The sequence below is a fragment of the Micromonospora sp. CB01531 genome (assembly GCF_001905095.1).
Lineage (GTDB): Bacteria > Actinomycetota > Actinomycetes > Mycobacteriales > Micromonosporaceae > Micromonospora.
Window position 1 is genome coordinate 68261 of record NZ_LWLS01000063.1, and the last position, 13489, is coordinate 81749.

At 71.2% G+C, this 13489-nt stretch carries 18 protein-coding genes; 14 read left to right on the plus strand and 4 right to left on the minus strand.

The features are described from left to right. Positions 1-82: 82 nt before the first annotated feature. The gene (locus A6A27_RS14710; protein ID WP_143193997.1) at positions 83-352 is read right to left on the minus strand and encodes a hypothetical protein; all 270 of its coding nucleotides are present in this window, start codon (positions 350-352) and stop codon (positions 83-85) included. A 100-nt stretch (positions 353-452) separates the two neighbouring features. Here A6A27_RS14710 and A6A27_RS14715 point away from each other — a divergent pair, with 100 nt between their 5' ends. Beyond that, complete coding sequence (locus tag A6A27_RS14715) at positions 453-665, plus strand: hypothetical protein (RefSeq protein ID WP_073835158.1); 213 nt, start codon at positions 453-455, stop codon at positions 663-665. A gap of 37 nt (positions 666-702) precedes the next feature. On the opposite strand, the gene A6A27_RS14720 is transcribed toward A6A27_RS14715, so the two are convergent. From A6A27_RS14720 to A6A27_RS14730, 3 genes are read right to left on the minus strand one after another with little or no spacing between them, the layout of a single operon-like run. Further along, complete coding sequence (locus A6A27_RS14720) at positions 703-1497, minus strand: ABC transporter permease (RefSeq protein WP_073835159.1); 795 nt, start codon at positions 1495-1497, stop codon at positions 703-705. Next, entirely contained in the window at positions 1494-2294 is an 801-nt protein-coding gene (locus tag A6A27_RS14725; protein ID WP_073835160.1) for an ABC transporter permease, read from the minus strand. Before A6A27_RS14725 ends, A6A27_RS14720 begins: the two co-directional genes overlap by 4 nt. After that, positions 2287-3255 carry an ABC transporter ATP-binding protein gene (locus A6A27_RS14730; RefSeq protein WP_073835161.1) on the minus strand — a complete coding sequence of 323 codons (969 nt, stop codon included), beginning with the start codon at positions 3253-3255 and terminating at the stop codon, positions 2287-2289. Before A6A27_RS14730 ends, A6A27_RS14725 begins: the two co-directional genes overlap by 8 nt. 211 nt (positions 3256-3466) lie before the next feature. On the opposite strand from A6A27_RS14730, the gene A6A27_RS45000 reads away from it, so the two are divergent. The 13 genes from A6A27_RS45000 to hypE are packed head-to-tail and all read left to right on the plus strand — an operon-like array spanning position 3467 to position 13404. After that, positions 3467-4879: a hypothetical protein gene (locus A6A27_RS45000; protein WP_073835162.1), complete on the plus strand. Its 1413-nt coding sequence runs from the start codon at positions 3467-3469 to the stop codon at positions 4877-4879. Next, entirely contained in the window at positions 4876-5460 is a 585-nt protein-coding gene (locus A6A27_RS45005; protein WP_073835163.1) for a hydrogenase maturation protease, read from the plus strand. Before A6A27_RS45000 ends, A6A27_RS45005 begins: the two co-directional genes overlap by 4 nt. Beyond that, the gene (locus A6A27_RS14745; protein WP_073835164.1) at positions 5453-5809 is read left to right on the plus strand and encodes a hydrogenase maturation nickel metallochaperone HypA/HybF; all 357 of its coding nucleotides are present in this window, start codon (positions 5453-5455) and stop codon (positions 5807-5809) included. The genes A6A27_RS45005 and A6A27_RS14745 overlap by 8 nt, the downstream gene beginning before the upstream one ends. Then, positions 5809-6348, plus strand: coding sequence for a hemerythrin domain-containing protein (locus A6A27_RS14750; RefSeq protein WP_073835165.1), 540 nt, complete (start codon positions 5809-5811; stop codon positions 6346-6348). Before A6A27_RS14745 ends, A6A27_RS14750 begins: the two co-directional genes overlap by 1 nt. Continuing rightward, positions 6345-7466, plus strand: coding sequence for a hydrogenase expression protein HypE (locus A6A27_RS14755; protein WP_073835166.1), 1122 nt, complete (start codon positions 6345-6347; stop codon positions 7464-7466). Before A6A27_RS14750 ends, A6A27_RS14755 begins: the two co-directional genes overlap by 4 nt. Further along, on the plus strand, positions 7463-9262 hold the full coding sequence (locus A6A27_RS14760) for a nickel-dependent hydrogenase large subunit (RefSeq protein ID WP_073835167.1): 1800 nt from the start codon (positions 7463-7465) through the stop codon (positions 9260-9262). The genes A6A27_RS14755 and A6A27_RS14760 overlap by 4 nt, the downstream gene beginning before the upstream one ends. Beyond that, the gene (locus tag A6A27_RS14765) at positions 9255-9860 is read left to right on the plus strand and encodes a NifU family protein (protein WP_073835168.1); all 606 of its coding nucleotides are present in this window, start codon (positions 9255-9257) and stop codon (positions 9858-9860) included. Before A6A27_RS14760 ends, A6A27_RS14765 begins: the two co-directional genes overlap by 8 nt. Next, on the plus strand, positions 9857-10483 hold the full coding sequence (locus A6A27_RS14770; RefSeq protein ID WP_073835169.1) for a DUF5947 family protein: 627 nt from the start codon (positions 9857-9859) through the stop codon (positions 10481-10483). The genes A6A27_RS14765 and A6A27_RS14770 overlap by 4 nt, the downstream gene beginning before the upstream one ends. Further along, complete coding sequence (locus A6A27_RS14775) at positions 10483-10686, plus strand: hypothetical protein (RefSeq protein ID WP_073835170.1); 204 nt, start codon at positions 10483-10485, stop codon at positions 10684-10686. Before A6A27_RS14770 ends, A6A27_RS14775 begins: the two co-directional genes overlap by 1 nt. 34 nt (positions 10687-10720) lie before the next feature. Next, complete coding sequence (locus A6A27_RS47445) at positions 10721-10822, plus strand: DUF6893 family small protein (protein WP_387423763.1); 102 nt, start codon at positions 10721-10723, stop codon at positions 10820-10822. Positions 10823-10844: 22 nt separating this feature from the next. Then, on the plus strand, positions 10845-11117 hold the full coding sequence (locus A6A27_RS14780) for a HypC/HybG/HupF family hydrogenase formation chaperone (protein ID WP_073835171.1): 273 nt from the start codon (positions 10845-10847) through the stop codon (positions 11115-11117). Between the two features lie 11 nt (positions 11118-11128). Then, a complete protein-coding gene (gene hypD / locus A6A27_RS14785; protein ID WP_073835172.1) occupies positions 11129-12256 on the plus strand; it encodes a hydrogenase formation protein HypD in 1128 nt (375 codons plus the stop codon). Continuing rightward, a complete protein-coding gene (gene hypE, locus A6A27_RS14790; protein WP_083672604.1) occupies positions 12253-13404 on the plus strand; it encodes a hydrogenase expression/formation protein HypE in 1152 nt (383 codons plus the stop codon). Before hypD ends, hypE begins: the two co-directional genes overlap by 4 nt. The last annotated feature ends 85 nt before the right edge of the window (positions 13405-13489 follow it).

Consider the following 13489-nt stretch of genomic DNA (forward strand, 5'->3'; position numbering starts at 1 on the left):
AAAGCACGGTACCGGTGAATTGTGAATTCACATGGCTGGCACAAATCGACATCTATGGCGACAGGCGAGGGTCGGACGCTGGTCAGTTACGGCGGGCGAAGGGATTCCGGCCCGTGGCCGTCAGGTAGAGCGGGAAGAACACCAGCCAGATGAGCAGACAACCCACGAACCACGCCTCCGGGCTTTCCAGCCGGGAGGGCCCCAGCGACACGGAGACCGGGTTCCCGCACCGCAGCCGTTCCTTCGCGTCCGCGTAGACCCACACGTCGGTGGCGAGCACCACGAGCAGGACGAGAATCGACACCAGTACGGCAGCGGGCAGCCCGTTCATTCCGGCCGATCTCCTGGTCACGCGGTTGCGCCGTCATCGTACCCGGGCCGGCCTGCCGGTCACCTCCGCCGGCCACGCCGGCCACGAAGCGCGCTTGCGGGCACGCCGTAGCGTCGACGGCATGAAGGCGCTGGTGGTTTCTCTCGTCGTGGTCGCGGTGGCTCTCATCGTGCTGTTCGTCTTCGTCGACTGGCGCGACCGGAAGCGCCTCTCGTCGCCGGAGGATGCGGAAGCGGCCCGTGACGCCAGGTCGACCCAGGAGCGGTACGCGGCGGAGCGCCACGGTGTCCAGGGCGAGGTCTGGCGGCGCGGCCAGGGTTCCTCCGGCATGTGAGCGGGCCCGGGCGGGACGTGTCGCCGGACGGGTCACCCTAGGCGCTGGCGCCGGAGTAGGAGTGCAGCGAGCGGCGCCAGGCGAGGGTGGCCACGACGACCGCGCCGACCGCCACCGCCGGCGCGATCACCAGCAGGTACGGGTCGAGCCGGCCCAGCAGGGCCGCCGCGGGGTACGTGGTGAGGAACGCCACCGGCACCACGGTGAGGACCGCCTGCACGGGATTGCGGTACAGCTCCACCGGAAAGCGGGACAGCTCGACGAAGGCGTACGAGACCCGGCCGAGCTCCTCGGCGGCCACCAGCACCACGGCGAGCGCCATGAGCAGCACGGTCAGGGCGTACAGCAGCAGCACGGCGCAGCCCAGCAGCAGCCCGAACGCGGCCAGCGCGACCACCGACACGCCGCGGCCGGACAGGACCACCCCGACGGTGGTCAGGGCCAGGCCCAGCACCGGGTCCAGCAGGTTGTTGACCCGCACTTGCCGCAGGCTCACCAGCAGTTGCGCGTCGAACGGCTTGGTGAGCAGGAAGTCGAGGGTGCCCAGGCGTACGTAGTCGGTCATCCGCTCCAGGTTGGGCTGCAACAGCGCCTGGCGCAGGCCGTTGAGGGTGAAGAACAGGCCGATCACGACGAGCACCTCGGCCTGCGTCCAACCGGCCACCGTCCCGGTGAAGCGGAAGTAGACCGACGCGCCGGCGGCCGCCCACACCATCCAGAAGGCGCTGAGCGCGACGTTCGAGAAGAAGTTGAGCCGGTACTCCACCTCGCCGGCCACCGCAGCCCGCCAGCAGATCGCGAGGACCCGGGCGTGCCGGGACCAGCCGCTCACCCGGCCACCGCCTGGTAGCGGCGGACGCCGTGCCGCCAGATGACCCGGTACAGCACGGCGAAGGCGGCGAGCCAGCCGAGCCCGACGGCGAAGCCGTACGCGGTCTCCCGCGCGTCGAGGCGGCCCATCAACAGCTCCACCGGGAAACCCATCGCGGTGCGGAACGGCAGCACCACCGCGACGCTGCGCAGCCAGTCCGGCATCAGCGCCAGAGGCGCGACCCAACCGGAGGCGAACGAGCCCAGCCCCCACCACAGCAGCCACGCGTTGGACGTCTGGGTGCTCCAGAACCCGATCAACGCGAACGTCGACGCCATGAGCAGGCTGACCGCGTACGCGAGCACGAGCGCGGCGGCGACGGCGGCGAGCCGGACGGGACCCACCGGGTAGTCCAGGCCCGGCACCAGCAGCGCGGCGAGCACCAGGGCCGGCACCAGCACCGTCAGGAAGATCAGGCGGTGGCCGAGGTCGTTGGTGGCGTACTGGTGGAAGGGGTGCACCGGGCGCAGCAGCCGCACGGACAGGTCACCGCTGCGCATGTCCGCGTCCCACTGCCAGACGACGTGGTCGCCGGAGAGGTTCCACAGCAGGGTCGCCGCCGCGTAGTAGGACAGGAAGTCGCCGGTGGTCCAGCCCTTCGGCGGGCCGCCCTCGGCGACGATGGTGAGCCACACCCCCATCAGCAGCAGCGGGAAGAAACCGGTGAGCAGCGACAGCGCGACGCGACCCCGGTAGGTCGCCGCCACCAGCGTCGCGCTGCGCACCAGCGGCGGGTACGCGGTGACGACGTCACGCATGGGCGAAGACCGCCCGGATGATGTCCTCCACCGGCGGGTCCTCGATCGCGACGTCCTCGACCGGCAGGGTGGTGAGCAGCCGGGCTGCGACCGCGGCGGTCTCGGCGCGCGGCACCGCCAGGGTGACCACGGCACCGTCCACCTCGGACACCTCGCCGAGACCGACCCAGGTCTGTGCCGGTACGGCCTCGCGCAGGGTGACCCGGACCAGCCGGTGCGGCGAGTGGGCCTCGACCAGCGCGGCGAGGTCGCCGTCGAAGCGCAGGGTGCCGTGGTCGATGACCAGCACCCGGCGGGCCAGCGCCGTGACGTCGCCCATGTAGTGGCTGGTGAGCAGGACCGTCGCGCCGTAGCGGGCGTTGTAGTCGCGCAGGAAGGTGCGCACCGCCGCCTGGCCGTTGACGTCCAGGCCGAGCGTGGGCTCGTCGAGGAAGAGCACGTCGGGCCGGTGCAGCAGGGCGCCGGCCAGTTCGCAACGCATCCGCTCGCCGAGGCTGAGCACCCGGACCTGCTTGGTCAGCAGCGGTTCGAGGTCCAGCAGGGTGACCAGTTCGTCGAGCGCCGACCGGTAGGGGGCCTCGGCGAGGCCGTAGATCGCGCGGTTGACCTCGAACGCGTCGGCGGCGGGCAGGTCCCAGAACAGGGCGTTGCGCTGGCCCATGACCAGCGAGATCCGGCGCAGGAACGCGGGCTCCCGGCGGTGCGGGGTGTGCCCGAGCACCCGCACGTCCCCGGCGGTGGGGTGCAGCAGGCCGGTCAGGCACTTCAGGGTGGTGGTCTTGCCGGCGCCGTTGGGGCCGAGGAAGCCGACGACCTGGCCCGCCGGGATCGTGAAGCTGACCTGCTCGACCGCGCGGACGGTGACGTGTTCGCGCCGGACGAGCGAGCGGAGCGAGGCGCGCAGGCCGGGTGGTCGCCGGTGCACCCGGAAATGCTTGGCCAGGTCGCGCACCTCGATCATGTGGACGACCCTAACGGGGCGCGGCGACGGATCGACATCGAATATTCCGGATCGGCCACGGCGCCGGGCCGGGCGTCGGCTCACCCGATCCGGTGAACGCCGTCGTCACCTAACGGCGGCACCCACTTACGGCCGCCCGGCGGGACGGGATACACCGGGGGTGACCGCTCGCCGGAGCGGTCGCTGCCTGCCCGGAAGGTGGTCGAGCACGGTGCGGACCGACCGCTCCAGCCCACGCCTCGCCAACGTCGAGGCGGTCGCAGACGCGATCCTCTACGAGGGCTACCTGCTCTACCCCTACCGGCGGTCATCGGGCAAGAACCGGGTCCGCTGGCAGTTCGGTGTGCTGGTGCCCCCGGCGTGGGGCGCGGCGCACGGCCTGGTCGACTGCGGCGTGGCGGGCTCCGCCGAGTCGCCATGGCAGCAGACCGAGTGCCTGATGGAGGCGCCGGACACGGCGACGGTCCGCGTCCGGTTGCGGTTCCTGCACCTGCAACGCAAGGTGACCGAGCGCCGGACGGCCGACGGCGGCTACCGGCCCGTCGACCGGATCGAGGTCGGTGACCGCACGGAGCTCAGTTTCGACGAGGCGGTGCCCCGGGAGTACGACGTCGAGGCGTCGGTCGGCGACCTGTGGCGGGGCCACCGCCTCGGCCTTCGGGTGCCGGGCGGGGAGGACGTCGAGCCGCTGGTCGACGACCGGGGTGAGCCGGTCGGCCGGGTGGTGCGCCGGCGCTGGCCGTTGTCCGCGTCGGTCACCGTCTCCGCCACCCCGGCCGAGGCGCCCTTCCCGTTGCTGCGGCTCGGGATCCGCGTCGAGAACACGGACGGGAGCACCCCGCCGGACAGTGCCCGGGACGACGCGTTGCGCTGCTGCCTGCTGGCGGCGCACACGCTGGCCACGGTCAGCCGGGGGCGGTTCCTGTCCCTGCTCGACCCGCCGGAATGGGCGGCGCCCGCGGCACGGGAGTGTCGCAACGTGCACACGTTCCCGGTGCTCGCCGGCGATCCCGGCACCGTCGACATGGTGCTCTCGTCACCCATCATCCTCTACGACCACCCGCAGATCGCGCCGGAGAGCCCGGGCGACCTGCACGACGCGACCGAGATCGACGAGATCCTCTCGCTGCGTACGCTCACCCTCTCGGATGCGGAGAGGCGGGAGGCGCGGGCCACCGATCCCCGGGCGGCCGCCATCCTCGACCGGGTCGAGGCCCTGCCGCCCGAGGTGCTCGAACGGTTGCACGGCGCCGTCCGCGCCCTGGCACCCGTACGCCGGGACGGCGATGCCGGCGCCGACCCGGAGCGGCCGTGGTGGGAGCCGGGCGCCGACGCGGGGATCGCGCCGGAGACCGACAGCGTGCTGGTCGCGGGCACCCTGCTGGCGCGGGGCAGCCGGGTCCGGTTGCGGCCCCGCCGGCGCGGCACGGACGCGCACGACATGTTCCTGAACGGCCGCACCGCCCGGGTGGAGCAGGTGCTGCTCGATGTGGACGGGTCACGGTTCCTGGCCGTGACGGTGGACGACGATCCGGGCGCGGAGCTGCACCAGTGGTACGGGCGGCTGCGCCACTTCCGGCCCGAGGAGGTCGAACCGTTGGCGGGCGAGGTGACGGCGCCGTGAGCGGCCCGGACCACGGGCGGATCCTGGTCGCCGGGATCGGCAACATCTTCCTCGGCGACGACGCGTTCGGGGTGGAGGTCGTCCGGCGCCTGCGGGACGAGATCCTCCCAGCGGGGGTGGATGTGTCCGATTACGGGATCCGGGGGATGCATCTGGCCTACGATCTGCTGGACGGCCGCCACGACGTGCTGGTTCTGGTGGACGCGTTGCCGTTGGACGAGCCGCCCGGGACGTTGGCCGTGCTCCGGGTGGACCTGGACGACCCGGGCTGGACGCTGCGGCCGGCCGACGTGCTGGACGCGCCGGCCGCCGATGCGCACGGCATGGATCCCGAGTCGGTGCTGCGGCTGCTGCGCGGCCTGGGTGGAAGCGTCGACCGCGTCCTCGTGGTGGGTTGCCAGCCGGCCGCCCTCGACGAGCGCATGGAGTTGTCGGCCCCGGTGGCCGCCGCGGTCGATGAGGCGGTTCGGACGGTGGCCGGGATCGTACGGGAGGAAGCCGCGCGGCTCGCCCGCGGCGAGGGGACGGCACGAGGCACGCCCGCGGAAGGCAGCGAACGGGGGGTGAGCACGCATGCATGAGACGGGTCTGTCCCAGGCAATCGTGGACGCGGTGGTACGCCGGGCCGCCGGCCGTCGGGTCACCGGACTGCGGGTGCGGATCGGTGGGCACCCGGTCGACCCCGATGTCGTCACGCAGGGCATCCAACTGGCCGCCGCCGGCACGGTCGCCGCGGACACCGCCGTCGACCTGGTGCTCGAACCGATGACGGTGGCGTGCCACGAGTGCGGTCGCAGTGGGCCGGTCGACGACCATCTCGCGATGGTGGCCTGTCCACGGTGCGGGGGCGTGGACATCGCCGTGACCGGCAGCGACGACGTGGTGCTGGAGTCGATCACGGTGGAGAACCTCGAAGTGGGTGCGCTCTGATGGACGCCAACGACGTTCTCCGGCACGACCACCGCGTGGTGGAGCAGCTGTTCCGGGACTATCAGGCAGCGGAGTCCGACGCGCAGCGGCGCGGCGTCGTGGAGATCCTGGTTCGCGAGCTGTCGAAGCACGCCGCGCTCGAGGAAGTGCCCTTCTACCCGTTCGCCGCGCAGGTGCTGGCCGACGGGCAGGTCGACCGGCACCTCGCCGGGCACCGACCGATCAAGGGGCTGCTCCTCGAACTCGACCGCTGCCGGGCCGGCGACAACGCGCAGGACGAGCTGATGCAGCGGCTGGCGTCCGCCGTCGCCCGGCACGTGCAGGACGACGAGAACGAGCTCATGCCGCAACTGTGCGCCCAGGCCGACGAGCAGGCCCTGCGCGAGCTGGGCCAGGAGATCGACCAGGGCAAGCAGCGGGCCCCGACGCGCCCGCACCCGCACGCGCCGGACAAGCCGCCGGCGCTCACTCTCGCGGCGCCGGTGGCGGCCATCTACGACCGGCTGCGGGATCGGATGCAAGGGAGGCCACGCACATGAGTCAGAGCAGGGGCGGCACCGCGGTGATCCCGAAGGAGAGCGGGTTCGACGAGGTCACCATTCTCTGGATCTCCGAGGGCATGAGTTGTGACGGCGATTCCGTGTCGATGACGGCCTCCGCTCAGCCGGCGATCGAGGACATCGCCCTCGGACTCATTCCCGGTCTGCCGAAGGTCAACCTGCACAACAAGGTGTTGTCACCGGCGGCCGGCGGCGAGGAGTTCCTGGCGCCGTACCGGAAAGCGGCCCGTGGGGAGATGACCGAGCCGTTCATCCTGGTCATCGAGGGCTCGATCCCGAACGAGAACATCAACGGCGACGGGTACTGGACGTCGTTCGGCAACGACGAGAAGACCGGCGAGCCGCTGACCTTGAACTGGTGGATCGACCAGCTGGCGCCGAAGGCGTGGGCGGTCGTCGCGGCCGGCACGTGCGCGACGTACGGCGGCATCCACGCCATGGCGGGCAACCCGACCGGGTGCATGGGCCTGGCCGACTATCTCGGGTGGGACTTCCGGTCCCAGGGCGGCCTGCCGATCGTCAACGTGCCCGGCTGCCCGATCCAGCCGGAGAACTTCATGGAGACCCTGACCTGGGTGCTCTACCACGCGGCCGGCTCGGCGCCGCCCCCGCCGCTGGACCACATGCTGCGACCGCAGTGGCTGTTCGGCAAGACCGTGCACGAGGGCTGCGACCGGGCCGCCTACTACGAGCAGGCGGACTTCGCCAAGGACTACAACTCGCCGAAGTGCCAGGTGAAGGTCGGCTGTTGGGGGCCGGTCATCAACTGCAACGTCCCGAAGCGCGGGTGGATGGGCGGGGTGGGTGGCTGTCCCAACGTCGGCGGCATCTGCATCGGCTGCACCATGCCGGGCTTCCCCGACAAGTTCATGCCGTTCATGGACATGCCGCCGGGCGGCAGCCTGTCCACCCTGCTCATCAAGCCGTACGGCGCCCTGATCCGCCGCCTGCGCGGCATCACCAACGTCACCGCCAACCGCGAACCGAAGTGGCACCACAACGGCCCCGAGCTCACCAGCGGCTACAACCCGCGGTGGCGCCCGTACGCGCCGGCGGACCCCCGCCGACAGGCGGCAGAGGAGAGGAACCGACCGTGACCGCGACGAAACCGAAGCCGGCCGCCGGCAAGAAACCCGGCGAACTGGTGGAGATGGCGTGGGATCCGATCACCCGGATCATCGGCAATCTCGGCGTCTACACGAAGATCGACTTCGCGAACCGGTTGGTCGCCGAGTGCCACACCACGTCGTCGCTGTTCCGCGGCTACTCCGTGTTCATGAAGGGCAAGGACCCGCGCGACGCCGGCTTCATCACCAGCCGGATCTGCGGCATCTGCGGCGACAACCACACGACCTGCTCGGTCTACGCGCAGAACATGGCGTACGGCATCAAGACGCCGCCGCTGGCCGAGTGGATCATCAACCTCGGTGAGGCCGCCGAGTACATGTTCGACCACACGCTCTTCCAGGACAATCTCGTCTTTGTCGACTTTTGCGAGGCGATGGTCAAGCAGACCAACCCCAGCGTGCTCGCCCGCGCGGAGGCCACCGCGGCGCCGGGCCGGGACATCCACGGCTACCGGACGATCGCCGACATCATGCGGGCCTACAACCCGTTCGAGGGCGAGGTCTACAAGGAGGCGCTGAAGGTCAGCCGGACGACGCGGGAGATGTTCTGCCTCATGGAGGGGCGGCACGTCCACCCGTCGACGGTCTATCCCGGCGGCGTCGGCACCATGCCGCAACCGACACTGTTCACCGACTACCTGAGCCGGCTGATCAGCATCCTGGACTTCATCAAGAAGGCCGTCGCCATGAACGACGACATCTTCGACTTCTGGTACGAGGCGCTGCCCGGCTACGAGGAGGTCGGCCGCCGCCGGGTCCTGCTCGGCTGCTGGGGCTCGTTCCAGAACCCCGACGTCGTCGACTACAAGTACGAGACCATGACGAACTGGGGGCGGGCGATGCACGTCACGCCCGGCATCGTCGTCGACGGCAAGCTGCTCACCACGGATCTGGTCGACATCAACCTCGGCATCCGGATCCTGCTCGGCAGCTCCTACTACAAGGACTGGGCCGGCCAGGAGGAACCGTTCGTCAAGTACGACCCGCTCGGGAATCCGGTCGACATCCGCCACCCCTGGAACCAGACCACCCTCCCGGATCCCGGCAAGCGCGACTTCAACGACAAGTACAGCTGGGTGATGAGCCCCCGCTGGTTCGACAAGAACAGCGGCGAGCATCTCGCGCTGGACACCGGCGGCGGCTGCTTCGCCCGGCTGTACACCACAGCACTGGCCAAGATGGTCGACACCCCGTACGTCAAGTCGACCGGGCACAGCGTGCAGATCTCGCTGCCGAAGAGCGCGCGGCTGCCCGAGATGACGCTGGAGTGGAAGATCCCGAAGTGGTCGAACGCGCTGGAGCGGGACCGCTCGCGGGCCTACTTCATCGCGTACGCCGCAGCGATGTCGCTGTACTTCCTGGAGCGGGCGATGGAGCGGATGCGCGGCGGCGACATGCGGGTCTTCGCCGAGTTCGACGTGCCGGACGAGGCCATCGGCTGCGGCTTCCACGAGGCGGTCCGGGGCATCCTGTCGCACCACGTCGTGATCCGCGACCGCAAGATCGCCAACTACCACCCGTACCCGCCGACGCCGTGGAACGGCAGTCCCCGCGACAGCTACGGCACCCCAGGGCCCTACGAGGACGCGATCCAGAACACGCCCATCTTCGAGGAGAACGGCCCGGACAACTTCAAGGGTGTGGACATCATGCGGGCGGTGCGCAGCTTCGATCCCTGCCTGCCGTGCGGGGTGCACATGTATGTCGGCGGCGGGCAGACCCTCAAGAAGATCCACTCGCCGATGTTCGGCGCGTCGCATGGCTGAGCAGCCGGACCACCCGCGGCTCGACGACGCGGTCGTCGAGCCACGGCTGGCCCGCCTGGACGCCGTGCTCGGCCAGCTCGAACAGACTCCCGGCCGCACCGCCGAGCTGGCGCTGGAGGCCGTCGAGCTGCTGACCGAGGTGTACGGTGAGGCGCTGGCCCGGGTCACCGACCTCGCCGCCGACAGCCCCCGCACGCTCGACCGGGTCACCGGCGACGAACTGCTGCGGCACCTGCTGCTGTTGCACCGCGTCCATCCAGATCCGCTGGACCGGCGGGTGGCCCGAGCGGTCGACGACCTCCGGCCGCAGCTACGCGCGCAGGGCGCCGAGATCACGCTGGTCGGCGTCCAGGACGAGGTGGCCCGGATCAGCCTGTCCGCGAGTTCGTGTGGTGGCGCGGCGCTGCGGGACCTCGTCCGGCAGCAGGTCCTGACGTTCGCGCCGGAGCTGTCCGCCGTCGACGTGGTGACGCCCGCGCCGGCTCCGGCGTTGATTCCGGTCGCCAACCTGTGGCAACGGCCGGACCGGACCGATGCGGCGGCGCTGGGCGACGCGGGGCCGGCCGCGGCGCCGCTGGCGTTGGGTGGCCCGACATGACGGCGGGCGCGCTGCAGCGGGCGATCCGCCGCGCGGGGCAGCGCGCGGCGGTCGAGCGCTGCGGGATGTGCGCCGGACGGGTCGCCCCCGAGCACCGGCACGTGTGGGACGAGCAGGACGGGGAACTGTTGTGCGCCTGCCCGCCGTGTTCCCTGCTGTTCGAGCGGGAGTCGGCCGGCGGCGGCCGGTACCAGCTCGTCCCCGCGCACGGCCGGCGGTTGACCGGCCTGTCCGCCGACGAGCTGGGGGTGCCGGTCGGTCTGGTGTTCTTCGTGAAGCAGCGCGACGGCCGGGTGCTCGGGCACTATCCGAGCCCCCTGGGCACGACCGAGTCGGAGATCGATGCCGACGCCTGGCGGGCGGTCGAGGCGCGATCGCCCGCACTGGCCGAGCTGGCGCCCCGGGTTGAGGCGTTCCTGGTCTGGACGGGCACGCAGTCTGGCGGGGGCCAGCAGTGGGTGGTGCCGGTCGACGACTGCTACCGGCTGGTCGCGCTCATCCGGCGGCACTGGACGGGCATGTCCGGGGGAAGCTCGGTGTGGCGGGCGATCCCCGGGTTCTTCGAGGAGCTCGACCGACGGCACGGTCGGCACTCCGGCGACGAGCGATGGAGGAGGCGGTAATGGGCGAGATCCGAGTGGGCGATCCCGACGTCGAACTCGACGCGCCAGCGCACACCAAGGGTGTCGAGGAGGGCAACTCGCGACGGCGCAAGCAGGCCGGCCATCACGACGACGGGACGGTGGACGAGCGCCGCTCGACCGGCATCCGGCCCAAGAAGCACGGCCCGATCCTGCCGATCATGCCGAACCTGCCGCCAGGCTGAAGCGGATCCGGGCCGGGCCCGAAGGAGGTGAGTCATGCGGAAGCTGCTGGCGCTGCTGGCCGGCGCCGCCGTCGTGGGGCTGTTCTGGAAGGAACTGCCCGCGCTGCGGCGCTACATCAAGATCGAGAAGATGTGAGCAGGAAGGGCCGAACAAGCCGATGTGTCTAGGTATCCCGGGCGAGATCGTCGAGATCAAGGCCGGTCACGACGATCTCGCCGTCGTCGACGTCGTGGGCGTCCGGCGGGCGGTCAACATCGGCCTGCTTGAGGCGGACCAGGTCGGCGTGGGCGACTGGGTGCTCGTCCACGTCGGGTTCGCCATGTCCAAGATCGACGAGGCCGAGGCGGCCGCCACGTTGGCGCTGCTGACTGGCCTCGGACAGGCGTACACCGACGAGTTGCAGGCGCTCGCCGAATCCGACATCAGCTAGGGGATCACCAGATGCGTTTCGTCGACGAGTACCGCGACGCGGACAAGGCCCAGGCGTTGGCCACCCAGATCGCCGCATTGTGCGAGCCGGGACGGCAGTACAAGTTCATGGAGGTGTGCGGCGGGCACACGCACACCATCTACAAGCACGGGATCGAGGACTACCTGCCGGAGAACGTCTCGCTCGTGCACGGACCGGGCTGCCCGGTCTGCGTCATCCCGATGGGCCGGGTGGACGACGCCATCGCCATCGCCCACGAGCCGGGCGTCATCATGACCGCGTTCGGCGACATGATGCGGGTCCCCGGCGGGAACGGCTCGTTCCTGGACGCCAAGGCGGCTGGCGCGGACATCCGGATGGTGTACTCGCCGCTGGACGCCCTGAAGATCGCCCGGACCAACCCGGACCGCAAGGTGGTCTTCATGGCGATCGGGTTCGAGACCACCTCCCCGTCCACGGCGATGACCGTGCTGCGGGCGGCCGCCGAGGGTGTCGACAACTTCTCGGTCTTCTGCAACCACGTCACCATCCTTCCGGCGATCAAGGCGATCCTCGACTCGCCGGACCTGCGCCTCGACGGCTTCCTCGGGCCCGGGCACGTCTCCACCGTCATCGGCTGCCGGCCGTACGAGTTCATCGCCCGCGACTACGGCAAGCCGCTGGTGTGCGCCGGGTTCGAACCACTGGATCTCCTGCAGTCGGTCTACCTGCTGCTCAAACAGCTCGCGGAGGGCCGCTGCGAGGTCGAGAACCAGTACACCCGGGTGGTGCCCTGGGACGGCAACCTGCGGGCGCTGGAGGCGATCGGCCGGGTCATGCAGCTGCGCCCGTACTTCGAGTGGCGCGGCCTCGGCTTCATCTCGCACTCGGCGCTGCGGATGCGGGACGAGTACGCGGCATACGACGCCGAGCGGATCTTCGAGGTGCCCGGGGTACGCGTCGCGGACCCGAAGGCCTGCCAGTGCGGCGAGGTGCTCAAGGGAGTGCTCAAGCCGTGGGAGTGCAAGGTGTTCGGCACCGCATGCACGCCGGAGACACCCATCGGCACGTGCATGGTCTCCTCCGAGGGCGCGTGCGCGGCCTACTACAACTTCGGCCGCTTCGCGCGGCAGCGGCTGACGGAGGCGAGCGCGGTATGACGACCGAACGCACCGCCGGCTGGGCCGAACGCGCGGTGGCCGAGGCCGAGGCGACGACCGGTCACCGGTCGGGGCGGCTGTCGCCGGAGCAGCAGGTGCTCCAGCGCATCGAGCGGGCCCGCCAACGCGCGCCGAGAATCCGGGAGAGCCGACTGACGCTCGCGCACGGCGCGGGTGGGAAGGCGACGCACAGCCTGGTCGAAGGGCTGTTCGTGGAGGCGTTCCGCAACCCGACGCTGGAGGCGCTCGACGATGCCGCCGTGCTCTCCGTGGGCACCGGCCGGCTGGCCTTCACCACCGACTCGTACGTGGTGTCGCCGCTGTTCTTCCCCGGCGGCGACATCGGCGATCTCGCCGTCAACGGCACGGTGAACGACCTCGCGGTCAGCGGCGCCCGGCCGCTGTACCTGTCGGCCGGGTTCATCCTGGAGGAGGGCTTTCCCGTCGCCGACCTGCGGCGGATCGTCGCCTCCATGGCTGCCGCGGCGGAGCGCGCCGGGGTCCAGGTGGTCACCGGCGACACGAAGGTGGTGCAGCGGGGCAAGGCCGACGGCTGTTACGTCAACACCGCCGGCGTGGGTGTGCTGGAGCGGCCGGTGACGCTCGGCACCGCGCAGGTCCGCCCCGGTGACGCGGTCGTCGTCTCCGGGCCGATCGGCGACCACGGGGTGACCATCATGCTCGCCCGCGGCGAGTTGGACATCGCCGCCGACCTGACCTCGGACACCGCGGCGCTACCCGGTCTGGTGGCCGCGCTGCTGGACGCGGCGCCCGGGGTGCGGCTGCTGCGCGACGCCACTCGGGGCGGCGTCGCGACCATCCTCAACGAGGTGGCGCAGGCGGCCCGGGTCGCCGTCGTCGTCGACGAGGCCGCGGTGCCGGTACGTCCCGCCGTGACCGGCGCCTGCGAACTGCTCGGCATCGACCCGCTCTACGTGGCCTGCGAGGGGCGCCTGGTGGCCGTGGTGGACGGCGCGCAGGTGGAGGCCGCGGTGGCGGCGCTGCGCGGCCACCCGCTCGGCGACGGCGCGGCGGTCATCGGCCGGATCACCGCCGACCCACCCGGGATGGTGCTGCTCCACACGGCGTTCGGCGGCACCCGGGTGGTCGACATGCTGGTCGGGGATCCGCTCCCGCGGATCTGCTGACCGCGGTCGCCGGCGGCACGATCCACGCCGCGTGCGCCTGTGCCCGCGGCTCAGGGCCGGCCGCGGGCACAGGTGGCTGCGGCGT

Bases quoted from the DNA above. Each gene is read 5' to 3' on its own strand.
- A6A27_RS14715 (WP_073835158.1), top strand. From the start codon at position 453: ATGAAGGCGCTGGTGGTTTCTCTCGTCGTGGTCGCGGTGGCTCTCATC.
- A6A27_RS14725 (WP_073835160.1), bottom strand. From the start codon at position 2,294: ATGCGTGACGTCGTCACCGCGTACCCGCCGCTGGTGCGCAGCGCGACG.
- A6A27_RS14730 (WP_073835161.1), bottom strand. From the start codon at position 3,255: ATGATCGAGGTGCGCGACCTGGCCAAGCATTTCCGGGTGCACCGGCGA.
- A6A27_RS14745 (WP_073835164.1), top strand. From the start codon at position 5,453: ATGCATGAGACGGGTCTGTCCCAGGCAATCGTGGACGCGGTGGTACGC.
- A6A27_RS14750 (WP_073835165.1), top strand. From the start codon at position 5,809: ATGGACGCCAACGACGTTCTCCGGCACGACCACCGCGTGGTGGAGCAG.
- A6A27_RS14755 (WP_073835166.1), top strand. From the start codon at position 6,345: ATGAGTCAGAGCAGGGGCGGCACCGCGGTGATCCCGAAGGAGAGCGGG.
- A6A27_RS14765 (WP_073835168.1), top strand. From the start codon at position 9,255: ATGGCTGAGCAGCCGGACCACCCGCGGCTCGACGACGCGGTCGTCGAG.
- A6A27_RS14770 (WP_073835169.1), top strand. From the start codon at position 9,857: ATGACGGCGGGCGCGCTGCAGCGGGCGATCCGCCGCGCGGGGCAGCGC.
- A6A27_RS14775 (WP_073835170.1), top strand. From the start codon at position 10,483: ATGGGCGAGATCCGAGTGGGCGATCCCGACGTCGAACTCGACGCGCCA.
- A6A27_RS47445 (WP_387423763.1), top strand. From the start codon at position 10,721: ATGCGGAAGCTGCTGGCGCTGCTGGCCGGCGCCGCCGTCGTGGGGCTG.
- A6A27_RS14780 (WP_073835171.1), top strand. From the start codon at position 10,845: ATGTGTCTAGGTATCCCGGGCGAGATCGTCGAGATCAAGGCCGGTCAC.
- hypD (WP_073835172.1), top strand. From the start codon at position 11,129: ATGCGTTTCGTCGACGAGTACCGCGACGCGGACAAGGCCCAGGCGTTG.
- hypE (WP_083672604.1), top strand. From the start codon at position 12,253: ATGACGACCGAACGCACCGCCGGCTGGGCCGAACGCGCGGTGGCCGAG.